Raw genomic sequence first — 24,871 nt, forward strand, 5'->3', positions numbered from 1 at the left:
AGTTCCAGTGCCAGCCGTGCTGGTGCCGGAACGAAAGTTTCAGTGGTGGCTGTAGCTCAGTTGGTTAGAGTACCGGATTGTGATTCCGGTGGTCGGGGGTTCGAATCCCCTCAGCCACCCCACTGATTCAACCGCGCCGGCGCAACCGGAACGGTATTGCAATAAACAGAATGCACGCTACAATGTGCGTCTGAGTTTCAGGGCCGTTAGCTCAGTTGGTAGAGCAGTTGACTCTTAATCAATAGGTCCAAGGTTCGAATCCTTGACGGCCCACCAAGACAGAAGCCACCTGGTACGCCAGGTGGCTTTTTTCTTATGGGCGTGACTCCTTCGCTCCGATGGATCGCGCGCTGCAACCCCCCCTCGGCGTGGATCTGCAACGGCAGCGGGATCGAAGTGCCGGTTTCAACGATGTTGAATAAAGTGCTTGCATCCGCCGAGCGGATCGGGTCATAATTCGCGCCCCGATTTCGGGCTGTTAGCTCAGTTGGTAGAGCAGTTGACTCTTAATCAATAGGTCCAAGGTTCGAATCCTTGACAGCCCACCAGACGAAAGCCACTTGGTTCGCCAAGTGGCTTTTTTCTTGCTTGTGCGCCGGGTCGCATTTCATCCGCGCAGGGCGTGGATCCACTGATGCGGTGTTGAAATCAGGGGGGCATGCGCTCATCAGTGCTGTCAACGCTGTGCGCTGCTTCTCGCCACGCTGCGCGCAGTCGCGCAGCCGGCGGAGGATGGGACCGCCCCTGAAGCTGTATCCGCGTCGCACCGACGACGGTGGCGTAGACCTCCGCAAGATGGATGTGGCGGCCGGCCAAGGCGCTGACGCAGGTCGCACGACCGTCGGGGCGGCCTTTGGCGCGGGCACTGTGCGCGGCGGCCATATTCAGTTTTGTGCAGGCTTCCGCTTCCTGCCCCCGCCTGCGACAATGGGCGCCTGCGCCGGCCACGCGAAAGTGGCGGAATTGGTAGACGCCCTGGATTTAGGTTCCAGTGCCCAAGGCGTGCGGGTTCGAGTCCCGCCTTTCGCACCAGTGCCGGCCTGTCCCCCCGCCCTGATTGGGGCCATCCACGCGCTCTTGACCGGCACGCGCTGGCAGTGCAGGCCGAATTGGGCGAAACTAAAGGGCTGCGGCAAGCAGGCGCGTCCGAGACGCCGCGTCCTTAACAACCGTTTCATCCCAATCATCGAGCCGGGGGCCTGGGCCACCGGTGGCAGGAGTCAACATGCAAGCTTCGATCGAATCCACCGGCAACCTGGAACGCCGCCTGAGCTTCTCGCTGCCGGAAGACCGTCTGCAGAGCCACATTGCCGGCCGCCTGGGCGAAATCGCCCGTACCACCCGCATCAAGGGCTTCCGTCCGGGCAAGGTGCCGGCCAAGGTGATCGAGCAGCGCTTCGGCGCGCAGGTCCGTGGCGAGGCGCTGGACGGCCTGCTGCGCGAAACCTTCGACGCGGCCGTGCGCCAGCACGACCTGCGCGTCGTCGGCAGCCCGCGCATCGACAAGGGCGACGAGGGTGAGTTCTCCTTCGTGGCCACCGTGGAAGTGGTGCCGGACTTCGGCGACATTGACGTCAGCAAGCTGACCGTCGTGCGCCACACTGCCGAAATCACCGACGCCGACATCGACCAGATGATCGAAAACCTGCAGAACCAGCGCCGCACCTGGGCCCCGGTCAGCCGCGGTGCGCAGGACGGTGACCTGGTGGCGGTGGAAACCTGGTCGCAGGCCGGCGAAGAGCGCCTGCCGGCCGAGGGCACCGAGAAGGGTTCGATCGTGCTGGGCCAGGGCATGATGTTCGAGGCCATCGAAAAGGGCCTGGTGGGCCTGGCCAAAGGTGAAGAGAAGACGCTGGACGTCGACTTCCCGGCCGATTGGCGCGTGCCGGTACTGGCCGGCAAGACCGTGCAGGTCACCGTCAAGGTCGCCGAAGTGTCCGAGCCGGTCGTGCCGGTGGTCGACGAAGCCTTCATCAAGAGCTTCGGCGTGAAGGGCGGCGACCTGGAACAGTTCCGCAGCGACATCCGTGCCAACCTGGAGCGCGAGCTCAAGGGGGCGCTGATGAATCGCCTGCGCCGCGAAGTCGGCGAGCAGCTGATCGCGGCCTACTCGTCGGTGGAAATGCCGCCGCGCCTGGTCGAGAACGAAGCCCGCGCCATGCTGGCCCAGCAGATCGAGCAGCTGCGCCGCAACGGCCAGAACGTCGGTGAGGTCCCGGCCGACGCCCACGAAGGCTTCAAGGAGGCCGCCGCCAAGCGCGTGCTGGTCGGCCTGCTGGTCGGCGAAGTGGCCCGCGTCAACGACCTGCGCCTGGACCCCAAGCGCCTGAACGAAACGATGCGCCTGATTGCTTCGACCTACGAAGAGCCGGAGCAGGTCATTGAGATGTACCGCAACGACCCCCAGCTGATGTCTGGCCTGCAGAACCGCGTGATGGAAGAGCAGGTGATCGACTGGATCGCCGAGCGTGCCCAGCACACCGAAGAGAAGCTGTCGTTCCAGGACGCGATCCGCCAGTAACGCCGGGCGGATCACCGCATGCCCCGCGCCGCCAGCGGCGCGGGGTTGTTTCCCCCCAAGATAGGTACCTCACGTAATGGACAACCGAACCAAAGCCCTGAACCTGGTTCCGATGGTGGTCGAGCAGACCAGCCGCGGCGAGCGTGCCTACGACATCTATTCGCGCCTGTTGAAGGAGCGCCTGATCTTCCTCGTGGGCCCGATCGACGATCACATGGCCAACGTGGTGGTGGCGCAGTTGCTGTTCCTGGAATCGGAAAACCCGGAAAAGGACATCAACATCTACATCAACTCGCCGGGTGGCGTAGTCACCGCCGGCATGGCGATCTACGACACCATGCAGTACATCCGGCCGAATGTGAGCACCACCTGCATCGGCCAGGCCGCCTCGATGGGCGCCCTGCTGCTGGCCGCGGGCGAAGCCGGCAAGCGTTACGCGCTGCCGAACTCGCGAGTGATGATCCACCAGCCGCTGGGCGGGTTCCAGGGCCAGGCCACCGACATCGACATCCACGCGCGTGAGATCCTGACGCTGCGGTCGCGCCTGAACGAGGTGCTGGCCAAGCATACCGGCCAGTCGCTGGAGACGATCGCCCGCGACACCGAGCGCGACAACTTCAAGAGCGCCTTCGAAGCGCAGGCCTACGGCCTGGTCGACCAGGTCCTGGAGCGTCGTCCGGAAGAGTCCATCCAGGCCGGCTGACCGGCCTTCACGGGGCCAGGGAGGCCCCGTTCCTGCAGGGTCGGGCGGGACTGGTGTCCCTCCGGCCCTGTGCTATTCTCGAATCGAACCCCCGTTCAGCGGGTGGGGTAACTGGGTAAGCGAAGCATGAGCGAAGACCGCCAAGGTCGTTCCACGGACACCGGCAAGATCCTCTACTGCTCTTTCTGCGGCAAGAGCCAGCATGAAGTGCGCAAGCTGATTGCGGGTCCGAGCGTATTCATCTGTGACGAATGCGTGGAGCTGTGCAACGACATCATCCGTGAGGAGCTTGAAGAGAAGGCGCAGTCGGCACGCAGCTCGCTGCCCAAGCCGCGCGAGATCCTCGAGGTCCTTGACCAGTACGTGATCGGCCAGAACCGTGCCAAGCGCACCTTGGCCGTGGCCGTCTACAACCACTACAAGCGCATCGAGAGCCGGCAGAAGAACGACGACGTCGAACTGGCGAAGTCGAACATCCTGCTGGTCGGCCCGACCGGTTCGGGCAAGACGCTGCTGGCCGAAACCCTGGCCCGCCTGCTCAACGTGCCGTTCACCATGGCCGACGCCACCACGCTGACCGAGGCCGGTTACGTGGGCGAGGACGTGGAGAACATCATCCAGAAGCTGCTGCAGAAGTGCGACTACGACGTCGAAAAGGCGCAGCAGGGCATCGTCTACATCGATGAAATCGACAAGATCTCGCGCAAGAGCGAGAACCCGTCGATCACCCGCGATGTGTCCGGCGAAGGCGTGCAGCAGGCCCTGCTGAAGCTGATCGAAGGTACCGTGGCCAGCGTCCCGCCGCAGGGCGGGCGCAAGCACCCGCAGCAGGAATTCCTGCAGGTGGACACCAAGAACATCCTGTTCATCTGTGGCGGCGCGTTCGCCGGGCTGGACAAGGTGATCCAGGCCCGGTCCACCGACGTCGGCAGCATCGGCTTCGGCGCCAAGGTGAAAAGCGCCGAGCGCAAGCAGGAAGTGGGCAAGCTGCTGGCCGAGGTCGAGCCGGAAGACCTGATCAAGTTCGGCCTGATCCCCGAGTTCGTCGGCCGCCTGCCGGTGGTCGCGACCCTGGAGGAGCTGGACGAGCCGGCCCTGATCAAGATCCTGACCGAGCCGAAGAACGCCATCACCAAGCAGTTCAAGAAGCTGTTCGAGATGGAAAACGTGGAGCTGGAGTTCCGTCCGGACGCGCTGTCGGCCATCGCCAGGAAGGCGCTCAAGCGCAAGACCGGCGCCCGTGGCCTGCGCACCATCGTCGAATCGGTCCTGCTGGACACCATGTACGACCTGCCGTCGCAGGAAAACGTCAGCAAGGTGGTGGTGGACGAATCGGTGATCGAGCACAAGTCCGAGCCGTACCTGATCTACCAGACCCCGGCGGCCCCTGAACAGAAGGCCGCAGGCGCCGAGTGATCCTTCCAGGTTGTTGATTTTGAAGGATTTTCAAGGAATGCCTTGCATCTGAAAGCCGATGGCCCCATAACGGGGCCATCGGCTTTTTTGGTCTCCGGAAGATGTCCTCCCGGAGGCGGTTTTCCCCTTCCCTGGAGCCCCCATGGCCCGTTCCCCAAGTGAAACCCTCGACCTGCCGGTCCTGCCGCTGCGCGACGTAGTGGTGTTCCCGCACATGGTCATCCCGCTGTTCGTCGGCCGTGACAAGTCCATGCACGCGCTCGAGCAGGCAATGGAAGCGGACAAGCGCATCCTGCTGCTGGCGCAGAAGTCGGCCGAGACCGATGACCCGCATGCAGCCGACCTCTACCAGATCGGTACGCTGGCGCAGGTGCTGCAGTTGCTGAAGCTGCCCGACGGCACGATCAAAGTGCTGGTCGAAGGCCTGTCGCGCGTGCAGGTGACCCATGTCGACGAGCGCAACGGCTCGCTGCACGGCCAAGCCGTGGAGATCGCTGCCGGCGACGATCGCGAGCCACGCGAGGTCGAGGCGATCGCCCGTTCGCTGATGTCGCTGTTCGAGCAGTACGTGAAGACCAATCGCAAGCTGCCGCCGGAACTGCTGCAGACGCTGTCCGGCATTGATGAACCGGCGCGCCTGGCCGACACCATCGCCGCGCACATCAGCGTGCGGCTGGCTGACAAGCAGCGCCTGCTGGAAACGCTGGCCGTTGGCGACCGCCTGGAGATGCTGGTCGGCCTGGTCGATGGCGAGATCGATGTGCAGCAGATGGAGAAGCGCATCCGCGGCCGCGTGAAGTCGCAGATGGAGAAAAGCCAGCGCGAGTATTACCTCAACGAGCAGATGAAGGCCATCCAGAAGGAACTGGGTGATCTGGATGATGCGCCGGGCGAGCTGGAGGAGCTGGCACGCAAGATCGCCGAAGCCGGCATGCCGAAGGCGGTCGAAGCGAAGGCCCGCAACGAACTGAACAAGCTCAAGCAGATGTCGCCGATGTCCGCCGAGGCCGCGGTCGTGCGCAACTACCTGGAGTGGCTGCTGGGCGTGCCGTGGAAGAAGCGCACGAAGGTGCGCAAGGATCTGAAGGCGGCGCAGGACACCCTCGACGCCGATCACTACGGCCTGGAGAAGGTCAAGGAGCGCATCCTTGAATACCTGGCCGTGCAGTCGCGCGTGAAGCAGATGAAGGGCCCGATCCTGTGCCTGGTCGGGCCGCCGGGCGTGGGCAAGACCTCGCTGGGCCAGTCCATCGCCAAGGCCACCAACCGCAAGTTCGTGCGCATGTCGCTGGGCGGCGTGCGTGACGAGGCCGAGATCCGGGGCCACCGCCGGACCTACGTCGGTTCGATGCCGGGCCGTATCGTGCAGAACCTCAACAAGGTCGGCAGCAGGAACCCGCTGTTCGTGCTCGACGAGATCGACAAGATGTCGATGGACTTCCGTGGCGATCCGTCGTCGGCGCTGCTGGAAGTGCTTGATCCCGAGCAGAACAACGCATTCAACGACCACTACCTGGAAGTGGACCTGGACCTGTCCGAAGTGATGTTCGTGGCGACCTCGAATTCGCTCAACATTCCGGGCCCGCTGCTGGACCGCATGGAAGTGATCCGCATCCCCGGCTACACCGAGGACGAGAAGCTCAACATCGCCACCCGTTACCTGGTGCCGAAGCAGGTCAGGGCCAACGGCCTGCAGCCGGAAGAACTGGAGATCGGCAGCGATGCCATCCAGGACATCGTGCGCTACTACACGCGCGAGTCTGGCGTGCGCAACCTGGAACGCGAGATCGCCAAGATCTGCCGCAAGGTGGTGAAGGAGATCGCGCTGGCCGGCCCGCAGCCGGTGAAGGCGAAGAAGGGCGCGAAGAAGGCCAAGGCCCTGGTCCATGTCACCAGCAAGAACCTGGACAAGTACCTGGGCGTGCGTCGCTTCGATTTCGGCCGTGCCGAGGAAGCCAATGAGATCGGCCTGGTCACCGGCCTGGCCTGGACCGAAGTCGGTGGCGACCTGCTGCAGATCGAATCGACACTGGTGCCGGGCAAGGGCCAGCTGATCCTGACCGGCCAGCTGGGCAACGTGATGAAGGAATCGGCGTCGGCGGCGCTGTCGGTGGTGCGTTCGCGCGCCGACGGCTTCGGCATCGATGTCGACTTCCTGCAGAAGCACGACGTGCACCTGCATGTACCCGATGGTGCCACGCCGAAGGACGGTCCCAGCGCCGGCGCGGCGATGGTGACTTCGCTGGTATCGATGCTGACCAAGGTGCCGGTGCGTGCCGATGTGGCCATGACCGGCGAGATCACCCTGCGGGGCCGTGTCACTGCCATCGGTGGCCTGAAGGAGAAATTGCTGGCGGCCCTGCGCGGAGGCATCCGCACTGTCATCATTCCCGAAGAGAACCGCAAGGACCTGGCGGACATCCCGGCAAACGTCACCCGCGATCTGCAGATCGTTCCGGTGAAGTACATCGAAGAAGTCCTGGACCTGGCGCTGGAACGTCCGCTGGCACCCAAGAAGGCCCGCAGGAATGCGCAACGTGTCACGGTGCGCAGCAAGGCCAAACCGAGCGGCAGTGCGCGCGTCAAGCATTGACGCGCGCTGTCCAATGGCCCGAAACCCGCGTCGTTGCTGGCTTTCCAGCTTGCGTGGGGGTAGGGCCACTGGTATAAAAGCAGCACTCGCGAATGAGTGATCGCTGCCAGCGGTGACTGAATCGGCGAACCGTTTCCACATGGCGGCCGCATGCAGAAGGCGTGCGGTTGCTTCCCTGTCGAATCCGCGGAACCCACCGCCAAAGGAGTTGTAGAGAATGAACAAGACCGAATTGATCGATGCCGTTGCTGAAGCTGCCGACCTGACCAAGGCCGATTCCAGCCGCGCTGTCGATGCCGTCGTTGCTGCCATCACCAAGGCGCTGAAGGACGGCGATGCGGTCACTCTGGTGGCTTCGGTACCTTCCAGGTCCGCGACCGTGCTGCCCGCACCGGCCGCAACCCGAAGACCGGCGACACCATCAAGATCGCTGCTTCGAAGAATCCGTCGTTCAAGGCTGGCAAGGCCCTGAAGGATGCTGTAAACTAAGCGGCTCGCTGGGGTGCTTAGCTCAGCGGTAGAGCGTCTCCTTTACACGGAGAGGGTCGGGGGTTCGAAACCCTCAGCACCCACCACAGCACCGCGGTAAAAGTTTGAGTGTGGAGCGGTAGTTCAGCTGGTTAGAATGCTGGCCTGTCACGCCGGAGGTCGCGGGTTCGAGTCCCGTCCGCTCCGCCACTTCAACGAGGCCTCCGGCCAAAAGCTGGAGGCTTTGTTTTCTTCCCGGTCCAGGCTGGTGGAAAACAAGCAGGCAACAATGCGGAGCGGTAGTTCAGCTGGTTAGAATGCTGGCCTGTCACGCCGGAGGTCGCGGGTTCGAGTCCCGTCCGCTCCGCCATTACATCGAGGCCCCCGGCCCAAAGCTGGGGGCCTTGTCTTCTCACCGACAGGTTCGGTAGGGGAGACGAAGAGGTTCTTGCAAGAACGGAGCGGTAGTTCAGCTGGTTAGAATGCTGGCCTGTCACGCCGGAGGTCGCGGGTTCGAGTCCCGTCCGCTCCGCCATTGCAGACTTCTTAAGTCCCTGTGAAAAAACTTTGAAAAAAGTGTTCACCGGGCTGGGTTTCCAGGAAGTCTTCGGATATACTGCGGGCCTGCAAAGTTTCAGCGCGGAGCGGTAGTTCAGCTGGTTAGAATGCTGGCCTGTCACGCCGGAGGTCGCGGGTTCGAGTCCCGTCCGCTCCGCCAACTTCAAAAGCCCCCGGCGCAGGCCGGGGGCTTTTTCTTTGCGGCCCTGCACGGACCGCGTCGGCGCTGCTTTTGGTCCCGGCGGCGAAGCGGGTTACACTGCCGGGCTCGCCAATCAGGCCTTGTGATTCCTCACCATGCTGCAGAAACTCCGCGACAAGACCTCAGGCTGGATCGTCACTGTGATCCTGGGGCTGCTGTGATTCCGTTCCTGTTCGTGATCGACAACAGCTACCTCGGTGGCGTCGGCGCGCAGAACGTGGCCAAGGTTTCCGCGCCGCCAACCTGGTGGCGTTCGGCGCCGTCGTGGTGGCCGGTGCGCATGCTGTGGCAGCACCATGAGATCAGTGCGCAGGATTTCCGCACCCGCTTCGAACAGGAGCGCATGCGTGAACGCCAGCAGCAGGGCGACAACTTCGACCCGCGCGCGTTCGAAAGCACCGAAAACAAACTGGCCGTGCTCGACCAGCTGATCGACGAGCAGGTCGTGCGCCTGGTTGGTGAGCAGGCCGGCGTGGTGATCGGTGATGGCGCGGTGCGCGAGTACATCGCTACCATCCCGGCCTTCCTTGATTCGAACGGCAAGTTCAACGAGAACAATTACCGCCTGGCACTGGCCGGTGGCAATCCGCCGCGTACCCCCACGCAGTTCCAGGAACTGGTGCGCGAGAGCCTGCAGCAGTCAGTGATTCCTTCGGGCCTGCAGAATTCCGGTTTCGTCACCCAGGCCGAGACCGAGCGCCTGCTGAAGCTGCTCGGGGAAACCCGTGATGTCGAGCTGGCCGCGCTGCCGGAAGTGCCGGCCGATACCGCTCCGGTCACCGATGCACAGATCAAGCAGTGGTACGACAGCCACGGCAAGGACTTCCGCCAGGCGGAGAGCGTGTCGCTGGAGTATGTCGAAATCAACGGTGCCAACCTGCCTGCGCCGGCTCCGGCCGATGAAGCGACGCTGCGCAAGCGCTATGAAGACGAGAAGGCGAAGTTCACTTCGCCGGAACAGCGCCAGGCCGCGCACATCCTGGTGACCGGTGAGGGTGCCGAGGCCAAGGCAAACAGGATCGCTGCCGAAGCCAAGGCTGCCGGCGCCGATTTCGCCGCACTGGCCAAGGCCAATTCGGAAGATCCGGGCTCCAAGGACCAGGGCGGTGACCTGGGCTGGGTCGAGCGTGGCGCCATGGTCAAGCCGTTTGAAGATGCACTGTTTGCCGCCCAGGCGGGTGACGTGATCGGCCCGGTGAAGACCGAGTTCGGCTACCACATCATCAAGGTCGCCGCTGTGCGCGGTGGCCAGGGCAAGCCGTTCGAGGAAGTGCGCGACACCCTGGCCGCCGAGCAGCTGAAGGCCGATGGCGAGCGCGGCTTCAACGAGCTGGCGGGTCGCCTGGTCGACGCCATCAACAAGAGCCCGAGCGACCTGGCTGCCGCAGCCAAGGAAGTCGGCCTGCCGCTGCAGACCCTGGGCCCGATCACGCGTGCAACCGCCGGCGGTATCGCCGCCGACCCGGCCGTGCTGCGCGCTGCGTTCTCCGACGTACTGGTGCAGGACGGTACCGCCAGCGATCCGATCGCGCTGGGCGGCGCCACCAACCACAGCGTGGTGATCCGCGTGGCCGCGCACACTCCGGAACAGGCGCTGCCGCTGGACAAGGCGCGTGAGCAGGTGATCGCCGCGATCCGTGCCGACCGCCAGCGCCAAGCCAGCGACAAGGCCGCCGATGCCATTCTGGCCAAGCTGAAGGGAGGGGCCACCCTGCAGTCGCTGGCGGCCAGCGAGAAGCTGCAGCTGAGCCCGATGCCGGGCCTGCCGCGCAGCCAGCCGGTGCCGACCCCGGAAATCAACCGCGCGATCTTCAGCGCGCCGGTGCCGGCCGAAGGCAAGCCGAGCTACGGCAAGGTGGATGTCAACGGCCACGCGCTGCTGTTCGCGGTGACCAAGGTCAACCCGGGCGACATCAAGGAAGTGACCGCCGAGCAGCAGAAGCAGCTGAAGGACCAGCTGAGCCAGATCGACGGCATGGCCGCTGCGAAGGGCTACATCGAGACGATGCGCAAGAAGTTCGTGATCCAGACCACCGAAGCGAACCTGTAAGCGCCGCGTCATCCGTGAACGAGAAAGGCCCGGCATTGCCGGGCCTTTTTTGTGGGTATGCGCAGCGTCGAACTTGCTCGACCCTATGGGCGGTGTTTCGAGGCCAAGAAAAAAGCCGAGCGTGGGCCCGGCTCTACAGGGAGTGCCTGGCGGGCGCGTCAGTCTTCGACGCGCAGTACCGCGCCGGGCTTCAGCACGCTGCTTCCGCTCAGGCCATTCAACGACAGCAGGGCCTTCACCGGCATGCCGTAGCGGCGGGCAATGGTCCAGGCCGATTCGCCATTCCGCACGGTGTGGCGACGGTTGCGCGGACGATCGACGGCCGCAGCGACCGTCCTGGCCACCTGCGCTGCTGGCGTCGCCACCGCCGTCGACGCTGTGCTGGCGACCAAAGCCGGCGCGCCTTCAGGCACCGTGGCCTGGGCTGCCGAGACGGGGGCCAGGACGCGCGTGGTGCCCGAGGGGCGGCCGCCCGCGGCCAGCGCCGGGTTCAGCCGGGCGATCCGGGCCGGATCCAGCGCGCGCTGGGCAGCCCATTGCTGCACGCTGGTACCGGCGGGCAGGGCGTGGTCCTTCAGTACCGGCACGGTGCGGTCCAGCGATGCCATCACGCCGGGCTGGTCTTCCACGTCTTCCAGCACGCAGGCCAGGGCATGCAGCTTCTCGACATAGGCGTAGGTGACCGGCGACAGGCCGGGCAGGGCCGACGGCCTGGCATTCTGCGCGTTCATGCCGGCCTTGCGCAGCGACTGCAGCACGCGGTACTCGCCGGCGTTGTAGGCCATCGTCGCCAGGCGCCAGTCTCCACCGAACATCCCGTGCAGGGTCTTGAGGTAGCGTACCGCCGCCTGGGTCGAATCGACCGCTGACAGGCGCCCATCGTAGCCATTGGTCATCGGGACGCGATGGTTGCGCGCCGTGGTGGCGATGAACTGCCACAGCCCGGTGGGGCCGTTGCCGTTGCGGGCGTTGGGCCGGTAGCCGCTTTCCACGAACGGTATCAGCGCAAACTCGGTGGGGAGGTTGGCCTTGCGCAGTTCTTCGACCACATAGCCGAACAGTACCAGCGCGTCGTCATCCTGGTTGGCCAGTCGCGAAGGGGCGTGGGCGAACTGCTTCCGCCAGCGCGGGCTGGTGGCCTCCGTGTTGCAGCTGGGCTCGGCCAAGCCGTCGCGGAAGCTGCTGAAGATCTCCTGGCCGTTGCGCACGGACGCGGCCGGCAGCGCCGCCGGATCCAGTGGCAGGGCGGCGGCAGCGGTCAGGTTCTGGCCGATGCCGGCGCCCAGCGATTGCGCACCGGCGGTTCCAGCCAGCCCCAGGACCAGCCCCAGGGCCAGCGGCAGACTTCGGCGCATCATGCGCGGAAGCCGTCTTTCCAGTGCCGGAGGCCGGCCATCACGTCGACGTCGGCAACGACGTCGCGACCCAGGTGCGCCGACACGGCCGCGCGGATGGCGGCGGTGTGCACGCGCAGGAACGGATTGCAGTCCAGTTCGTTGGCCAGGGTTACCGGCAGGGTGGAACGGTCATCGCGGCGCATGGCCAAAGCCTCCTCTTGGCGCTGCAACAGGGCAGCGTTGGCGGGGTCGACATGCCGCGCGAAGACGGCATTTGACACGGTGTACTCATGGGCGCAACACAGCAGCAGTTGCGCCGGCAGGGCGCCCAGCTTGCGCATCGATGCCAGCAGCTGGGACGGCGTACCTTCGAACAGGCGTCCACAGCCCAGGCTGAACAACGAATCTCCGCTGAAAAGATGTTCAGCGGTGTGAAACGCGATGTGGCTGCGGGTATGCCCGGGCACGGATAGTACGTGGAACGTCCGGCCCAGTGCCTGAACGCGTTCACCTTCACCGACCCGCTCGGTCGCCATGGGAATGCGCTCCTCCACCGGTGCCACCACCCGCACGCCGGGGAAATGCGCCTGCAGTGCAGGCACGCCGCCGATGTGGTCGTCGTGATGATGGGTGAGCAGGATCGTGTCCACGCGCAGGCCCTGGGCAGCCAGTGCGAGTACCGGCGCGGCATCGCCGGGATCGACGACCACGGCAGCACCGTCGTCGCCGATCAACGTCCAGATGTAATTGTCCGCAAATGCGGGCAGGGCAGTCAGTCGCATAGAATTGGACCATGCCCGCGCTGCAGAGCACCCGTCAAGCGAGCCAGGCCCCGTGGTTCGACAGCGAGCCGGCGGCAGCCCTGCGTGTGCTGGAAAGGCAACTGCTGCTGCCGCAGCTGTCGTTGCTGCCGGCACAGCCCTGGTTGTGGATCGCACCGAGTGTGGCCTGGCTGGAGGATGCGCGACTGGGTGGGCGTGGGCTGCGCCTGTACCGGCATGGGCAGGGCTATGCCGGTGATACCCGCTGCGGGCTGCCCCTGCCGCTGGCCAACGAGAGCGTCAACGCGATCGTGCTGCAGCATGTCACCGCCGCCGATGCCGCCCTGCTGCTGGATGAGTGCGAGCGCGTGCTGATGCAGGGCGGCCACCTTTGGCTGAGCAGCCTCAATCCGTTCAGTCCCTACCGCACGCGCTGGCGCCGCCACGGGCTGGTGGTGCGCACGCCGCAGCGGATCCGCCTGCTGCTTGGTCGGCATGGCCTGGAGTGCGACGATGTGCGCTACCTCGGCCCGCTCTGGGACGGGGATGGCAGTCGCCGTCATGGCGGCTGGGCGCCGCTGCGCGCCGCCTGCCTGTTCCATGCGGAGAAACGTACGCTGGCCCTGCCGGGGCCGACACCGCTGCCGGTGCGCTGGCATGGCACCGTGGCTACCTGATCCTGGAGTTGTATTGAAAACCATCGAAATCCACACCGACGGATCCTGCCTCGGCAACCCGGGGCCCGGCGGCTGGGCCGCGTTGCTGCGCTACAAGGGCCATGAGCGTGAGCTCAGTGGCGGTGAAGCGCACACCACCAACAACCGGATGGAGCTGATGGCGGCCATCAGCGGCCTGGAAGCGCTCACCGAACCCTGCAGCATCGTGCTCTACACCGATTCGCAATATGTGCGGCAGGGCCTGACCCAATGGATGGCCGGCTGGATCCGCAAGAACTGGAAGACCGCTGGTGGTGATCCGGTAAAGAACCGCGAGCTGTGGGAGCGGTTGCATGCCGCTACGCTGAGGCACCAGATCGATTGGCGATGGGTGAAGGGTCATTCCGGCGACCCGGACAACGAACGGGTGGATACCCTGGCCCGCGACGCGGCAATCCGGATCCGCGACTCCAGCCCGGTAAACTGAGCGCATGCGTCAGATCATCCTTGATACCGAAACCACGGGCCTGGAGTGGAAGAAGGGCAACCGCATCGTCGAAATCGGCTGTGTGGAACTGTTCAAGCGCCGCCCGACCGGCAACCACTACCACCAGTACATCAAACCGGACTGCGAGTTCGAACAGGGCGCGCAGGAAGTCACTGGCCTGAGCCTGGAGTTCCTCGATGACAAGCCGGAGTTCGCGCAGATCGTCGAGGAGTTCCTGGCATTCATCGATGGCGCCGAGCTGATCATCCACAACGCGGCGTTCGACCTGGGTTTCCTGGATTACGAACTGTCATTGCTTGGCCCGCAGTACGGCAGGATCACCGACCGCTGCACGGTGATCGATACGCTGGCGCTGGCACGCGAGCGCTTCCCGGGCCAGCGCAATTCGCTGGATGCGCTGTGCAAGCGATTGGGCGTGGACAACTCGCACCGCGCGCTGCATGGCGGCCTGCTCGATGCGCAGATTCTCGGTGACGTCTATATCGCACTGACATCGGGCCAGGAAGAGATCGGCTTCGGGCTGGGGGATGAGGAGGGCGGCGGCGGCGCCGTGCTGCAGGCCTTCGATCCTGGCAAGCTGCTGCCGCGCCCGCGCGTGGTGGCGACGCCATCCGAGCTGGAGGCGCATGCCGCACGCCTGGAGCGGCTGCGCAAAAAGGCCGGCCATGCCTTGTGGGATGGCCCGAAGGTGGAAGAACCCGCCACCGCCTGATCATCCACGCATGGCGTGGATCTACTGTAGAGCCGAGCCGATGCTCGGCTCATGCGCAGGGCTCAGTGGCAGCGCACCAGGATCACGCTGATGTTGTCGCGGCCGCCGCCGTCGAGTGCGGCCGCGACCAGCGTATCCACGCATTCCTGCGCGCTGGCGTCCTCGAACGCCAGGATGCGGGCGATGCTGCGATCGTCCACGTCCTCGGTGAGGCCGTCGCTGCACAACAGCAACTGCATCCCCGGCCGCAGCTCGCCCTGGGTGGTAGCCACGTTCAGGTGGGCTGGGTCGGTTACGCCCAGAGCCTGGGTGACCACGTTGCGATGCGGATGCGCTCGCGCCTGCTCGGCTGTCAGGTTGCCCTGTGCCACCAGCTCCTGTACCACGCTGTGGTCCTGGCTGAGCTGTGCCAGTTGCCCACCGCGCCACAGGTAGGCGCGGCTATCGCCGACCCAGGCTACCTCGTAGCGATTGCCCAGCACGCGCGCGGCGACCACGGTGGTGCCCATCGGAAGGGTGTCATTCCGCCGCCGCGAGGCGCGGATGATTTCTTCGTCGGCGGTGCGGATGGCCTGTGCCAGCGGTGCCCCCCGCCGGATCTCGCGGACGATCGTTTCGCGCGCGAGCGCGCTGGCGACCTCGCCACAGGCGTGGCCGCCCATGCCGTCGGCCACCAGCCACAGGCCCAGCTCGCTGTCACCATAGTAGGTGTCCTCGTTGAGCTCGCGGCGCAGGCCGGGATGGGTGAGGTGTCCGAATTCGATCATGGCGGGCAGCGGCGGGGGCATTGCGGGGAGACAGGCATCATCGGGTGGCTGCAGGCATCCGGCAAGGCATGGACCCGGAAAATTTTCACATCTTTGACCGGAATGACTTGTCGGCGCCCGCGCTTCCTCGTATCATGCGCGTCCCCGGTTCGCCGGGGACCACCCGGAGAGGTGGCAGAGTGGTTGAATGTACCTGACTCGAAATCAGGCAGGCGTTTATAGCGCCTCGGGGGTTCGAATCCCCCCCTCTCCGCCAGATAAAGAAAAAGGGCTGCCGAAGGGCAGCCCTTTTTCTTTATCTGGCGCGGGACGCGACGCGCGTTGCCGTGCAACGCGTGGGGCCCTCCCTTTGCCGGCCTCTCCCCGCCCCTGCCGGGGCAGCCCCTCAACAGAGGGGCCTGTTCCTCCAGATGCGTCAGTAGGTCCACGCCAGGCGTGGATGCTCTTGCTGCCGGGCTGGACCATTCACGCGTGGCGTGGCTCTACCTGTCCCGTCGCGAGCCGCGGGTTAAACTGCACGCATCACCTGCTGGAGCTTTTCCCCATGACCGCTGAAATCCTCGTTCCCGTGTCGTTCGGCGAGCTGCTGGACAAGATCTCGATCCTGCAGATCAAGTCCGAGCGCATCAGCGACGAGGGCAAGCTGGCCAATGTGCGCAGGGAACTGTCGGCGCTGGAGCAGACCTGGATGGCACATCCGGCGGCGGTGAAGGACATCGCCAAGCTGCGTGCCGAGCTGAAGGCGGTCAACGAGCAGCTGTGGGAGATCGAAGACGACATCCGGCTGAAGGAGAAGGCGCAGGCGTTCGACCAGGGTTTCGTCGACCTGGCGCGCAGCGTCTACCTGCGCAATGACGAACGCGCGCGCATCAAGAAGGCGATCAACCTGGCGCTGGGTTCGGTGTACGTGGAAGAGAAGTCCTACCAGGATTACGCGCAGCGCACGTAATCCGGGCGGGCCGCCGCTCACCCCAGGTGATCGGCCACATAGCGCTCGAAGGCGGCGATACCGTCGTCGACGGTGATCAGTTCCATCACGTCATCGAACTCGATCTTGGTGCCCCACTTCAGGTCGGTTGCCTGCTTGCCCAGGTACTTGCGTGCTGCGTCGTCGTAGCGGTCCACGCAGTAACGGCGATCGGAATATGGTCCGCTGCGGTGCGGGTTGCTGGCCGCATGCAGGCCCAGCACCTTGGCGCCCATTGCGTTGGCGATGTGCATCGGGCCCGAATCCGGGGTCATCACCAGGTCGGCGCGGGCCAGCAGGGCGGGCAGCTGCTTGAGCGTGTCCTTGCCGACCAGGTCCAATGCGGGAGTATCCAGCTGTGCCTGGATGGCATCGGCCATGCTGCGTTCCAGCTCGCTGCGGCCACCGCACAGCACTACCCGCCAGCCCCGCTGGGCCGCATGGTTGGCCACGGCGGCGTATCGGTCGGCATACCAGTTGCGGCGCACATGGCTGGAGCAGGGCGAGATCATCAGGACCGGGCGCCCATCGTCCTGCCACTGGGCGGCGGCCCACTCAACGGCGGATTGCGGTACGGCCAGGTCCCAGCTGACCTCGGTCTGGCGCAGGCCCAGCGGTTCGCAGAAGCTGCCGATGGCATCGAGCACATGGATGCCCGGGCGATCGGGAATGCGCTCGTTGATGAAGAGCCCATGCAGGTCTTTGGAGCGGCTGCGGTCATAGCCGATGCGGCGCTCAGCCGGAATGAAGGCCGACAGCAGGTTGGCGCGGAACGCGACCTGCATCTGCAGCAGCGCCTCGAACCGCCCCGGTGGCAGTTGCCTGCGCAGTTCCTTGACGCCGGCCATGCCGCTCTTCTTGTCATAGGCGTGGAAGGTCACCCCGGGCAGGCCATCAAGCAGCTTGTGGCCAGCCTTGTCGATGATCCAGTGGATCGGCGTATCCGGGCGTGCCGCCTGCAGGGTGCGTACCAGGGGCACCACGTGGGTGACATCGCCCAGGGCGGACAGCCGCAGGAGGCACAGGGAGGAGGACGCTGGTGCCATGTGTTGTTAGACTCAAAGGAATGGTCGCATTCGACGCCAATGAAGCGCTGACGCCATGCCGCGAGGGTCGCGGCATCGGGGCCATTCTGTTCGACCGCGAGCGGCTGCGGCAAGCCGAGATCGGCCTGTTCTCGCCCCAGCATTGGGGCAGCCGGGCCAGGCCGGTGGGCGAGGGGGGGCGCGGCAGCGCCTGGTTCGTCGATGCGCCGTTCGGTGCCTGCGTGCTGCGCCATTACCTGCGAGGGGGGCTGGCGGCAAGGATCAGCCATGACCAGTACCTCTGGCGCGGCTCGGACCAGACCCGCAGCTTCGCCGAGTTTCGGCTGATGCGCGCGTTGCGCGAGAAGAAGCTGCCCGTGCCGAGGCCGATCGCCGCGTTCTACATGCGTGAAGGCCTGCGTTACCGGGCCGCGATCCTGATGGAGCGGATCGAGGGCGTGCGCTCGCTGGCCGATCGCGCGCTGGTCGCTGGCCGGGGCGCTCCCTGGGAAGAGGCCGGCCGGCTGATCGCCCGTTTCCACCGGGCCGGCCTCGATCATGCCGACCTCAACGCGCACAATATCCTGTTCGACGGCAACGGCCATGGCTGGCTGATCGACTTCGACCGTGGGGTGTTCCGCATTCCCGCCACTGCCTGGCGCGAGCGCAATCTCAAGCGCCTTCTGCGCTCGCTGGTCAAGCTGCGCGGCGAGCGCAGCGTGGAAGACGTGCAGAAGGACTTCGCGCGGCTGCGCCGCGCTTATGACATGGCCTGGAACCGGGGCACCTGATGGGCTGGTCGTTGCGTTTCCTCGGCGTCGGCAATGCGTCGGCGGTCGAGCTGGGCTCGCCGATGTCGGTGATCGAACACGATGGGCAGCCGTGGCTGACCATCGACTGCGGCGGTGAGGGCCTGACCGCGTTCAAGGCGCACTATGGGCACATGCCGCAGGCGCTGTTCGTTACCCATGTGCATCTGGACCACGTGGCCGGCTTCGAACGGCTGTTCGTGGATACCTTCTTCAATGCGCAGCGGCGCGGCAAAGTGCGCCTGTACGTGCCCGCCACGGTGGTGCCGCTGCTGCACAAGCGAATCGCGGATTACCCGAACGTGCTGGCCGAGGGCGGTGCGAACTTCTGGGATGCCTTCCAGCTGATCGTGGTGGGTGAGGCGTTCTGGCATGAAGGCGTCCGCCTGGAGGTATTCCCGGTGCGCCATCACTGGCCGGAGACGGCCTATGGCCTTCGCCTGCAGGGCGCGCTGACCTGGAGCGGCGATACCCGCCCGATCCCCGAGATGCTGGCTCGCTACGCCGGTGACAACGAGCTGATCGCCCACGACTGCGGCCTGCACGGCAACCCGTCACATACCGGCGTGGACGACCTGGAGCGCGAGTACAGCGCTGAGCTGCAGGCGCGGATGATGCTGTACCACTATGCCAGCGCGGCCGATGGCGCGGCCCTGGCCGCACGCGGGCATCGCGTGGCGAAGCCCGGCCAGTGCGTGCCGCTGGCGACCCCGACGGCGCCCCGGGCCGTGGCCTGAGCGCGCTACGGCAGTGCCACGGATGCCGGTGAGGCCCGCTGTTTCGCCTGATCTCCCAGGGAACGCGTGCAGCACGGAGATGGAACCAGAGCGGCTCGCCAACGCGTGAATCGTCTGCCGGCTGGCGCGCGCGCAATGCGGGTCTTCTGCGTTCCCGCGGAAGGGGGGCCGGACACGCGCGCGGGCTGCTGGGCTTTTCGGGGGAGCTGAAAAGGCGGTAGCCCCGCCGGCTGACCTCGGCGCCCGCGTCGATCGATACCGTTGCTGCCTTCCGGCCCTGGCGGGGTTTTCGACCTAGCGTCGCGAGGGGCCGACGGGGCCACCATGGAGACGTTGGCCGCCATGGCGGCGGCCCGTTCACGGAGCGGGGGAAGCAGCGCGCGTCGCGCCGGAGACCACAACCGGACTGCGCATCGCTTGTGTCGATGGCAGGCCGGCATTCTAGCGCATGCATGCATGCCTATGCCAGCTTCACGCACTGAACCGGCTGTAACCCGTTGCCAGCATTGGCGACCTCGAGCGACCCGCGTTGCTAGAATCATCGCCAGGAGGAACGACCTCCCCCGCAACGGGAATCAATGACCAGGACGGCCTGGCCCTGCCAAGAGGAGGGCCGCCATGGCCTGGATCCATCTGTTGTTCGCCGGCCTGCTGGAAATTGTCTGGGCCGTGTCCATGAAGCAGTCCGAAGGTTTCACCCGGCTCACCCCGACCCTGGTGACGATCGCCGGCATGGCCGCCAGTTTCTGGTTGCTGGCCTTGGCCATGCGCAGCCTGCCGCTGGGGACCGCCTATACGATCTGGACAGGTATCGGTGCGGTCGGTGCATTCGTGTTCGGTGTCGTCTTCCTCGGTGAACAGGTCAGCCCGATGCGAATCGGCGCGGCAGTGTTGATCGTCAGTGGGCTGGTGCTGATGAAGCTGTCCAGCAGTTGATGACCGCGCACAGCATCATCGCCGGTGGAGGTTTGCGATATTCTCATGGGAATGCACGCCCCGAGGCGAGGAGTCCGGTTACATGGAAGTTGATTCGGCACCGCGAACCGTCGAGCTCCTCGGAGGAGCATTGTTCGTGGCCCTCGGCCTGTTGCTTCTCGCAGGCTCCGCGGTTCTGGCCGCCAATACCCATGATTTCCTGCGTATCGCCGAGCGTGCGCCGGGCAGGGTGGAGAAGCTCAACGCGGGCAGGTTCCATCTGGAGGTCGCATTCACGACGGTCGCGGGAGAACGGGTCTCCTATTCCCAGAATGGATTCATTGCCGGGCACGTGCCCGGCCAGGCCGTTACCGTGTTGTATCAACGGGACCGCCCGCGCCAGAGCGCCAGGCTCGACGAGTTTGGTGCGAAATGGGGCGAGTCCCTGTTTGTCGCCGCGATGGGCCTGGGATTTGCTGTGCTGGGGGCGGGGGAGCTGCGCAGCTATCGCCGGGCCCGCAGGCGACTGCGGTAGATGTCAGGCCCAGGCGGGATCGCCTGGCCACGTCGCGCGCTCCATGGTGTTTTGAACGACGGCCGCGCAGGCTGCCAGATACTCCGCACCGGGGACCACCCCCGCGTTCGCACAGGCGCCCCGCAGCGTATCGCGCATGCGCTCACCGGCTGCCAACGGAGCGGCTTCCTAATCCGGAATCCGGTGCCCGAAAAAGTAGCGCACACCACTTTCGAACCCACCGGCATCGGAGTCTTCGAGAAAGGCCTCCAGCAGCGCTGATGCGTGCATCGGTCTGAACACCCGTTCCTGGTAGAAGCAAGAGCAGTCGATACCGGTGGCGCACTCGAAGCGTCGTCGCAGCTCAAACGGGAAGCACGGTTCGCGCAGGCGCCGCAGTCGTGCTGCGATGGCATCGACAGTCGCAGCCGGTCCCGCGTCGCCAAGCAACTCAGCGCAGAGTCGTCGGTTTACCGGATGGGTGTCGCCGCTGCCCAACTCGACGAGCCCTGGCATCTGGCTGAAGTCGCCAAGCTTTGCCCGCTTCAGGGCTTCCATCCACTGAAAGTAATCACCTTCCTGCGGCGCCTGCCGGTCTTTCCTTCTGGAAGGCCGGGTCGCGGCGCCTGGGTAGGCAAAATATCCCCGCCCTTGCCAGTCGACCATTTCGGGGTTGCCGTAATGACTCCAGTCCATTGTCACTCCTCATAGTCGGTGGTGGGACTTCTGGGACAACGCAGCTGGCCTGCGTTGCGGCATGACGGTCCTGGAGCCCTCTTTCAGAAAAGGCCTGCGGGAGAGCGGGTAAGGTGATGGGGGATGCGCATCGAGAGATGTGTTCCGATTTGCGTCCCGCCGAAAGTCACCCCAGAAAAGCAAAAACCCCTGCGTGAACAGGGGTTTGCGTAATCTGGCGGAGAGAGGGGGATTCGAACCCCCGAAGCGCGGTTTAGACGCTTACACACTTTCCAGGCGTGCTCCTTCAACCACTCGGACACCTCTCCGGATCCCTGCCATCGGCAAACGCCTCGGCAGGGGCGCAGATTTTAGCGGGCAGCGCGGCTTGGCACAAGCGCCACGTCGAGGGTCGCGCGTGCGCCTTCATCGGCGAGGGGGCTGGACAGGCGTGGCACAATGGAGCATCCGATGGAAAACGGTGGCCCGATGTCCTATCTCGTCCTTGCCCGCAAGTGGCGCCCGAAGCGTTTTGCCGAGCTGGTGGGCCAGGAACACGTGGTCCGAGCGCTCAGCAACGCGCTGGACAGCGGCCGGGTCCACCACGCCTTCCTGTTCACCGGTACCCGGGGCGTCGGCAAGACCACCATCGCGCGCATCTTTGCCAAGTCGCTGAACTGCGAGCAGGGCACCAGCGCAGACCCGTGCGGCCAGTGCGCGGCCTGCCTGGACATCGACGCTGGCCGCTACATCGACCTGCTGGAGATCGACGCGGCGTCCAACACGGGTGTGGACGACGTGCGCGAGGTGATCGAGAACGCCCAGTACATGCCCTCGCGCGGCAAGTACAAGGTGTACCTGATCGACGAAGTGCACATGCTGTCCAAGGCGGCATTCAATGCGCTGCTGAAGACGCTGGAAGAACCGCCGGAGCACGTGAAGTTCCTGCTGGCCACCACCGATCCGCAGAAGCTGCCGGTTACCGTGCTCAGCCGCTGCCTGCAGTTCAATCTCAAGCGCCTGGACGAGGAACAGATCCAGGGCCAGATGACCCGCATCCTTGCTGCCGAGGAAATCGAAGCCGATGGCAGCGCCATCGTGCAGTTGGCCAAGGCCGCCGACGGCAGCCTTCGCGACGGGTTGTCGCTTCTCGACCAGGCGATCGCCTATGCGGGGGGAGCGCTGCGCGAGGACGTGGTGCGGACCATGCTGGGCACCGTCGACCGCACCCAGGTGGCAGCGATGCTTGATGCGCTGGCCGAAGGCGATGGCCAGCGCCTGCTGCAGGTCGTGGCCGCGCTGGCCGAATTCTCGCCGGACTGGAATGGTGTGCTGGAAGCGCTGGCCGAAGGCCTGCATCGCATCCAGGTACAGCAGCTGGTACCGGGTGCCGCGGCGGCTGCCGAAGGCCTGGACGCAGCGGCGTTCGCCCAGCGCCTGCGTCCGGAAGTGGTGCAGCTCTGGTACCAGATGGCGGTGAACGGCCGCCGCGACCTGCCCTTGGCGCCGAGCCCGCGCGCCGGTTTCGAGATGGCCGTGCTGCGCATGCTGGCGTTCCGGCCGGCCGCAGCGGTACCGCCGGTGCCGAAGGGGGGGAGCGGGGCCGGTATTCACGAAGCGACGCCGGCCGCAATTTCGGCGAGCCCTGCCGTGGCGGCGCAGTCGTCCGCTCCAGTGCAGGCCGCGCCACGCGAACCTGAACCCGAACCTGAGCCGGCTCCGCAACCCGAGCCGGAGCCAACGCCGGACCCTGAACCGGTTCCGGTGCGGGAACCCGTGCAGCCTCCGCCGGTGAAGGCGGAGGGAGATGCGACGGCAACCGATGACCTGCCGCCGTGGGCCCCCGACGAAAAAACGGCGGCCCGCGATGAGAAGCTGGCCGCGGAGATGGCTGGCCCGGACGCGGCCATGGCGGCGCCCTGGCATCAGCCGCCGGACCCTGCCGTGGCCGCCGCCGAGCCCGCCGAGCCGGAGCGCCCGTTCCGCGCCGAAGGCATTGCCATTGCCCCCGCCGATCCGGCGGTGCGGGCGCGGGATGCCGGGCCGCAGGAGGGCATCAGCGAGCTGGCTTCCGCCGAGGACTGGCTGGATCTGGTCGCCAACAGCGGCCTGAGCGGCCCGTCGCGCCAGCTGGCAGCCAATGCGGCCTTCATCAGTTGCCAGCGGGGGACCTTGAAACTGGGCCTTTCGCCCGGATTTGAATACCTGCGCTCGGAGCGCGCACTGGCCGCCTTGGGCGAGATGCTGGAAAGGACCCTTGGCCAGGCGCCGAAGATCGTGGTCGAGACCGTGGAAACCGAACACGTTCCGGCCGAGACCCTGCACCAGCGCGCCGACCGCCAGCGCAGCGAGCGGCAGCAGGTGGCAGAGTCCGTTTTCATGGACGACCCGGAAGTACAGGTGCTGATCCAGCAGCACGGTGCCCGGGTTGTTCCCGATTCCATCCGTTCTTTTGACGAGTAACAGACCATGCGTGGCAACATCGCCCAACTGATGCAGCAGGCCCAGAAGATGCAGGAAAACCTGCAGAAGGCCCAGGAAGAAATCGCCCGGATCGAAGTGACCGGCAGCGCCGGTGGCGGCATGGTCAGCGTGACCCTGACCGGCACCAAGGAGTGCCGCAAGGTGCGCATCGATCCGTCGCTGGCCAGCGATCCGGAGATGCTGGAGGACCTGATCGCCGCCGCCTTCAACGACGCCTCGAACAAGATCGATGCCGAGTCGAAGTCGAAGATGGGCTCGGCCACTGCGGGCATGCAGCTGCCGCCGGGCATGAAGCTGCCGTTCTGATCTTCGGCAGGGCGCCTGTACCGGCGGGCGCCCCGCGGCGTCGAGCTTGCTCGACGGTTCCAGTCCCCAGTCGAGCCTGGCTCGACTCTACAAAGCACGCCGCCGTGTCCGCACCCCTGCTTGAACAATTGATCGATGCACTGCGGGTGCTGCCTGGCGTGGGCCAGAAGACGGCGCAGCGCATGGCGTACCACCTGCTTGAGCGCGAGCGCGAAGGAGGCCAGCGGCTGGCCGAAACACTGGCGCTGGCGGTTGAACGCATCGGCCACTGCGCACAGTGCCGCGACTTCAGTGAAACCGAGCTGTGCCCGACCTGTGCCAACGGCAGCCGTGAACGCAGCCAGTTGTGCGTGGTCGAGTCGCCGGCCGATCGCCTGGCGATCGAGAACGCCACCGGTTTCCGTGGTGTCTACTTCGTGCTGCAGGGCCGGCTGTCACCGCTCGATGGCATCGGGCCGCGCGAGCTGGGCCTGGAGCAGCTGGAGCAGCGTCTGGCCGAAGGCGAGGTGCAGGAACTGATCATCGCGACCAGCGCCACCGTCGAGGGCGAGGCGACCGCCCATTACCTGGCGCAGCTGGCGCGTGCACGTGCGGTGCGGCCGAGCCGCCTGGCGCAGGGGCTGCCGCTGGGTGGTGAACTGGAATACGTGGATCGCGGCACGCTTTCGCACGCGTTCGGAACGCGCAGCGAAGTCCGCGATTGAGCAGGGACCAGCATCGCCCGGTACGGGCGGCCTACAATGCGGGAGATATCTCCGCCGAGGCCGACCATGAGCAACGAAACCCTCTTCAGCAAGATCATCCGTCGCGAGATTCCGGCCACCATCGTCTACGAGGATGACGAGGTGCTGGGTTTCAAGGACATCGCACCGCAGGCGCCGGTGCATGTACTGTTCATTCCGAAGAACGAGATCATCCCGACGCTGGACGACCTTCAGCCGTCGCAGGCGCACCTGATCGGCAAGCTGGCCCTGGCTGCTGCCGAGTACGCGCGCCGCGAGGGTCTGGCACAGGACGGGTACCGCATCGTGATGAACTGCCGCGAGCATGCCGGGCAGACCGTGTTCCACCTCCACATGCACCTGCTGGCGGGCGCGCCTCTGGGGCATTTCGGCGTGCCGGGGCGCTGACGCCCCTCCTGCCATGCCTGGATGCAAAAGGCCGCCCGAAGGCGGCCTTTTGCGTCA

21 protein-coding genes, 11 tRNA genes, 1 other RNA gene and 2 pseudogenes are annotated in these 24,871 nt (G+C 65.6%); 28 read left to right on the top strand and 7 right to left on the bottom strand.

Annotation, left to right across the window (positions count from 1 at the left end):
• The first annotated feature begins 45 nt into the window (after window positions 1-45).
• The 15 genes and pseudogenes from A9K58_RS11960 (at window position 46) to A9K58_RS12025 (ending at window position 10,511) form a co-directional block, all read left to right on the top strand.
• Window positions 46-122, top strand: a tRNA-His gene (locus tag A9K58_RS11960).
• A 78-nt stretch (window positions 123-200) separates the two neighbouring features.
• A tRNA-Lys gene (locus tag A9K58_RS11965) sits at window positions 201-276 on the top strand.
• Window positions 277-472: 196 nt separating this feature from the next.
• Window positions 473-548, top strand: a tRNA-Lys gene (locus A9K58_RS11970).
• Between the two features lie 400 nt (window positions 549-948).
• Window positions 949-1,032 (top strand) — tRNA-Leu (locus A9K58_RS11975).
• A 193-nt stretch (window positions 1,033-1,225) separates the two neighbouring features.
• Window positions 1,226-2,521, top strand: coding sequence for a trigger factor (gene tig, locus A9K58_RS11980; protein WP_065199557.1), 1,296 nt, complete (start codon window positions 1,226-1,228; stop codon window positions 2,519-2,521).
• A 76-nt stretch (window positions 2,522-2,597) separates the two neighbouring features.
• A complete protein-coding gene (gene clpP, locus A9K58_RS11985) occupies window positions 2,598-3,224 on the top strand; it encodes an ATP-dependent Clp endopeptidase proteolytic subunit ClpP (protein ID WP_065199558.1) in 627 nt (208 codons plus the stop codon).
• Window positions 3,225-3,350: 126 nt separating this feature from the next.
• Window positions 3,351-4,640: an ATP-dependent Clp protease ATP-binding subunit ClpX gene (clpX, locus tag A9K58_RS11990; protein WP_053520352.1), complete on the top strand. Its 1,290-nt coding sequence runs from the start codon at window positions 3,351-3,353 to the stop codon at window positions 4,638-4,640.
• A 142-nt stretch (window positions 4,641-4,782) separates the two neighbouring features.
• Window positions 4,783-7,233 (top strand): endopeptidase La, encoded by a 2,451-nt coding sequence (gene lon, locus A9K58_RS11995; RefSeq protein ID WP_065199559.1) that lies wholly within the window; start codon window positions 4,783-4,785, stop codon window positions 7,231-7,233.
• Window positions 7,234-7,450: 217 nt separating this feature from the next.
• A pseudogene (locus A9K58_RS19140) lies at window positions 7,451-7,722 on the top strand (HU family DNA-binding protein).
• Between the two features lie 11 nt (window positions 7,723-7,733).
• Window positions 7,734-7,808, top strand: a tRNA-Val gene (locus A9K58_RS12000).
• 26 nt (window positions 7,809-7,834) lie between these two features.
• Window positions 7,835-7,911: transfer RNA gene (locus A9K58_RS12005), tRNA-Asp, on the top strand.
• Between the two features lie 83 nt (window positions 7,912-7,994).
• A tRNA-Asp gene (locus tag A9K58_RS12010) sits at window positions 7,995-8,071 on the top strand.
• Between the two features lie 88 nt (window positions 8,072-8,159).
• Window positions 8,160-8,236, top strand: a tRNA-Asp gene (locus A9K58_RS12015).
• A gap of 106 nt (window positions 8,237-8,342) precedes the next feature.
• Window positions 8,343-8,419: transfer RNA gene (locus A9K58_RS12020), tRNA-Asp, on the top strand.
• A 137-nt stretch (window positions 8,420-8,556) separates the two neighbouring features.
• A pseudogene (locus tag A9K58_RS12025) lies at window positions 8,557-10,511 on the top strand (peptidyl-prolyl cis-trans isomerase).
• A gap of 158 nt (window positions 10,512-10,669) precedes the next feature.
• Here the strand turns inward: A9K58_RS12025 and A9K58_RS12030 are convergent.
• Window positions 10,670-11,869 carry a lytic transglycosylase domain-containing protein gene (locus A9K58_RS12030; protein ID WP_065199560.1) on the bottom strand — a complete coding sequence of 400 codons (1,200 nt, stop codon included), beginning with the start codon at window positions 11,867-11,869 and terminating at the stop codon, window positions 10,670-10,672.
• Window positions 11,866-12,630, bottom strand: coding sequence for a hydroxyacylglutathione hydrolase (gloB, locus tag A9K58_RS12035; RefSeq protein WP_065199561.1), 765 nt, complete (start codon window positions 12,628-12,630; stop codon window positions 11,866-11,868). Before gloB ends, A9K58_RS12030 begins: the two co-directional genes overlap by 4 nt.
• An 11-nt stretch (window positions 12,631-12,641) precedes the next feature.
• Here gloB and A9K58_RS12040 point away from each other — a divergent pair, with 11 nt between their 5' ends.
• From A9K58_RS12040 to dnaQ, 3 genes are read left to right on the top strand one after another with little or no spacing between them, the layout of a single operon-like run.
• Window positions 12,642-13,286, top strand: coding sequence for a class I SAM-dependent methyltransferase (locus tag A9K58_RS12040; protein WP_065199562.1), 645 nt, complete (start codon window positions 12,642-12,644; stop codon window positions 13,284-13,286).
• 13 nt (window positions 13,287-13,299) lie between these two features.
• A complete protein-coding gene (gene rnhA / locus A9K58_RS12045; protein ID WP_065199563.1) occupies window positions 13,300-13,752 on the top strand; it encodes a ribonuclease HI in 453 nt (150 codons plus the stop codon).
• A 4-nt stretch (window positions 13,753-13,756) separates the two neighbouring features.
• A complete protein-coding gene (dnaQ, locus tag A9K58_RS12050; RefSeq protein ID WP_065199564.1) occupies window positions 13,757-14,485 on the top strand; it encodes a DNA polymerase III subunit epsilon in 729 nt (242 codons plus the stop codon).
• Window positions 14,486-14,547: 62 nt separating this feature from the next.
• On the opposite strand, the gene A9K58_RS12055 is transcribed toward dnaQ, so the two are convergent.
• Complete coding sequence (locus tag A9K58_RS12055; protein ID WP_065199637.1) at window positions 14,548-15,252, bottom strand: PP2C family protein-serine/threonine phosphatase; 705 nt, start codon at window positions 15,250-15,252, stop codon at window positions 14,548-14,550.
• Between the two features lie 165 nt (window positions 15,253-15,417).
• Here A9K58_RS12055 and A9K58_RS12060 point away from each other — a divergent pair.
• Both A9K58_RS12060 and A9K58_RS12065 read left to right on the top strand, forming a co-directional pair.
• A tRNA-Ser gene (locus tag A9K58_RS12060) sits at window positions 15,418-15,508 on the top strand.
• Window positions 15,509-15,796: 288 nt separating this feature from the next.
• Window positions 15,797-16,201: a DUF6165 family protein gene (locus A9K58_RS12065; RefSeq protein ID WP_065199565.1), complete on the top strand. Its 405-nt coding sequence runs from the start codon at window positions 15,797-15,799 to the stop codon at window positions 16,199-16,201.
• 17 nt (window positions 16,202-16,218) lie between these two features.
• Here A9K58_RS12065 and A9K58_RS12070 read toward each other — a convergent pair whose 3' ends face one another.
• Window positions 16,219-17,265 carry a glycosyltransferase family 9 protein gene (locus A9K58_RS12070; RefSeq protein ID WP_065199566.1) on the bottom strand — a complete coding sequence of 349 codons (1,047 nt, stop codon included), beginning with the start codon at window positions 17,263-17,265 and terminating at the stop codon, window positions 16,219-16,221.
• Between the two features lie 20 nt (window positions 17,266-17,285).
• Between A9K58_RS12070 and A9K58_RS12075 the strand changes: the two genes are divergently transcribed.
• Window positions 17,286-18,035: a 3-deoxy-D-manno-octulosonic acid kinase gene (locus tag A9K58_RS12075; protein ID WP_065199567.1), complete on the top strand. Its 750-nt coding sequence runs from the start codon at window positions 17,286-17,288 to the stop codon at window positions 18,033-18,035.
• A complete protein-coding gene (locus tag A9K58_RS12080; RefSeq protein ID WP_065199568.1) occupies window positions 18,035-18,790 on the top strand; it encodes an MBL fold metallo-hydrolase in 756 nt (251 codons plus the stop codon). The genes A9K58_RS12075 and A9K58_RS12080 overlap by 1 nt, the downstream gene beginning before the upstream one ends.
• Before the next feature lie 220 nt (window positions 18,791-19,010).
• Here A9K58_RS12080 and ffs read toward each other — a convergent pair.
• An RNA gene (gene ffs / locus A9K58_RS12085) (signal recognition particle sRNA small type) lies at window positions 19,011-19,107 on the bottom strand.
• A gap of 301 nt (window positions 19,108-19,408) precedes the next feature.
• On the opposite strand from ffs, the gene A9K58_RS12090 reads away from it, so the two are divergent.
• Together A9K58_RS12090 and A9K58_RS12095 are read left to right on the top strand one after the other, a co-directional pair.
• On the top strand, window positions 19,409-19,726 hold the full coding sequence (locus tag A9K58_RS12090; RefSeq protein ID WP_065199569.1) for a DMT family transporter: 318 nt from the start codon (window positions 19,409-19,411) through the stop codon (window positions 19,724-19,726).
• A gap of 82 nt (window positions 19,727-19,808) precedes the next feature.
• A complete protein-coding gene (locus A9K58_RS12095; protein ID WP_065199570.1) occupies window positions 19,809-20,240 on the top strand; it encodes a DUF3592 domain-containing protein in 432 nt (143 codons plus the stop codon).
• A gap of 168 nt (window positions 20,241-20,408) precedes the next feature.
• Here the strand turns inward: A9K58_RS12095 and A9K58_RS12100 are convergent, their stop codons facing one another.
• Both A9K58_RS12100 and A9K58_RS12105 read right to left on the bottom strand, forming a co-directional pair.
• The gene (locus A9K58_RS12100) at window positions 20,409-20,915 is read right to left on the bottom strand and encodes a hypothetical protein (protein WP_065199571.1); all 507 of its coding nucleotides are present in this window, start codon (window positions 20,913-20,915) and stop codon (window positions 20,409-20,411) included.
• 215 nt (window positions 20,916-21,130) lie between these two features.
• A tRNA-Ser gene (locus A9K58_RS12105) sits at window positions 21,131-21,223 on the bottom strand.
• A gap of 142 nt (window positions 21,224-21,365) precedes the next feature.
• Here A9K58_RS12105 and dnaX point away from each other — a divergent pair.
• The 4 genes from dnaX (at window position 21,366) to A9K58_RS12125 (ending at window position 24,814) form a co-directional block, all read left to right on the top strand.
• Window positions 21,366-23,357: a DNA polymerase III subunit gamma/tau gene (gene dnaX / locus A9K58_RS12110; protein ID WP_065199572.1), complete on the top strand. Its 1,992-nt coding sequence runs from the start codon at window positions 21,366-21,368 to the stop codon at window positions 23,355-23,357.
• A 6-nt stretch (window positions 23,358-23,363) separates the two neighbouring features.
• Window positions 23,364-23,684, top strand: coding sequence for a YbaB/EbfC family nucleoid-associated protein (locus A9K58_RS12115; protein WP_065199573.1), 321 nt, complete (start codon window positions 23,364-23,366; stop codon window positions 23,682-23,684).
• Window positions 23,685-23,788: 104 nt separating this feature from the next.
• Entirely contained in the window at window positions 23,789-24,388 is a 600-nt protein-coding gene (gene recR, locus A9K58_RS12120) for a recombination mediator RecR (RefSeq protein WP_065199574.1), read from the top strand.
• Between the two features lie 66 nt (window positions 24,389-24,454).
• Window positions 24,455-24,814 carry a histidine triad nucleotide-binding protein gene (locus tag A9K58_RS12125; RefSeq protein WP_065199575.1) on the top strand — a complete coding sequence of 120 codons (360 nt, stop codon included), beginning with the start codon at window positions 24,455-24,457 and terminating at the stop codon, window positions 24,812-24,814.
• Window positions 24,815-24,871 lie beyond the last annotated feature (57 nt).

Source organism: Stenotrophomonas maltophilia, from assembly GCF_001676385.1.
GTDB lineage: Bacteria > Pseudomonadota > Gammaproteobacteria > Xanthomonadales > Xanthomonadaceae > Stenotrophomonas > Stenotrophomonas maltophilia_J.

Bases quoted from the DNA above. Each gene is read 5' to 3' on its own strand.
- A9K58_RS12040 (WP_065199562.1), top strand. From the start codon at position 12,642: ATGCCCGCGCTGCAGAGCACCCGTCAAGCGAGCCAGGCCCCGTGGTTC.
- clpX (WP_053520352.1), top strand. From the start codon at position 3,351: ATGAGCGAAGACCGCCAAGGTCGTTCCACGGACACCGGCAAGATCCTC.
- A9K58_RS12090 (WP_065199569.1), top strand. From the start codon at position 19,409: ATGGCCTGGATCCATCTGTTGTTCGCCGGCCTGCTGGAAATTGTCTGG.
- A9K58_RS12075 (WP_065199567.1), top strand. From the start codon at position 17,286: ATGGTCGCATTCGACGCCAATGAAGCGCTGACGCCATGCCGCGAGGGT.
- A9K58_RS12030 (WP_065199560.1), bottom strand. From the start codon at position 11,869: ATGATGCGCCGAAGTCTGCCGCTGGCCCTGGGGCTGGTCCTGGGGCTG.
- A9K58_RS12055 (WP_065199637.1), bottom strand. From the start codon at position 15,252: ATGATCGAATTCGGACACCTCACCCATCCCGGCCTGCGCCGCGAGCTC.
- lon (WP_065199559.1), top strand. From the start codon at position 4,783: ATGGCCCGTTCCCCAAGTGAAACCCTCGACCTGCCGGTCCTGCCGCTG.
- A9K58_RS12115 (WP_065199573.1), top strand. From the start codon at position 23,364: ATGCGTGGCAACATCGCCCAACTGATGCAGCAGGCCCAGAAGATGCAG.
- A9K58_RS12080 (WP_065199568.1), top strand. From the start codon at position 18,035: ATGGGCTGGTCGTTGCGTTTCCTCGGCGTCGGCAATGCGTCGGCGGTC.
- A9K58_RS12065 (WP_065199565.1), top strand. From the start codon at position 15,797: ATGACCGCTGAAATCCTCGTTCCCGTGTCGTTCGGCGAGCTGCTGGAC.
- A9K58_RS12070 (WP_065199566.1), bottom strand. From the start codon at position 17,265: ATGGCACCAGCGTCCTCCTCCCTGTGCCTCCTGCGGCTGTCCGCCCTG.
- A9K58_RS12095 (WP_065199570.1), top strand. From the start codon at position 19,809: ATGGAAGTTGATTCGGCACCGCGAACCGTCGAGCTCCTCGGAGGAGCA.
- dnaQ (WP_065199564.1), top strand. From the start codon at position 13,757: ATGCGTCAGATCATCCTTGATACCGAAACCACGGGCCTGGAGTGGAAG.
- tig (WP_065199557.1), top strand. From the start codon at position 1,226: ATGCAAGCTTCGATCGAATCCACCGGCAACCTGGAACGCCGCCTGAGC.
- dnaX (WP_065199572.1), top strand. From the start codon at position 21,366: ATGGAAAACGGTGGCCCGATGTCCTATCTCGTCCTTGCCCGCAAGTGG.
- gloB (WP_065199561.1), bottom strand. From the start codon at position 12,630: ATGCGACTGACTGCCCTGCCCGCATTTGCGGACAATTACATCTGGACG.
- A9K58_RS12125 (WP_065199575.1), top strand. From the start codon at position 24,455: ATGAGCAACGAAACCCTCTTCAGCAAGATCATCCGTCGCGAGATTCCG.
- A9K58_RS12100 (WP_065199571.1), bottom strand. From the start codon at position 20,915: ATGGACTGGAGTCATTACGGCAACCCCGAAATGGTCGACTGGCAAGGG.
- clpP (WP_065199558.1), top strand. From the start codon at position 2,598: ATGGACAACCGAACCAAAGCCCTGAACCTGGTTCCGATGGTGGTCGAG.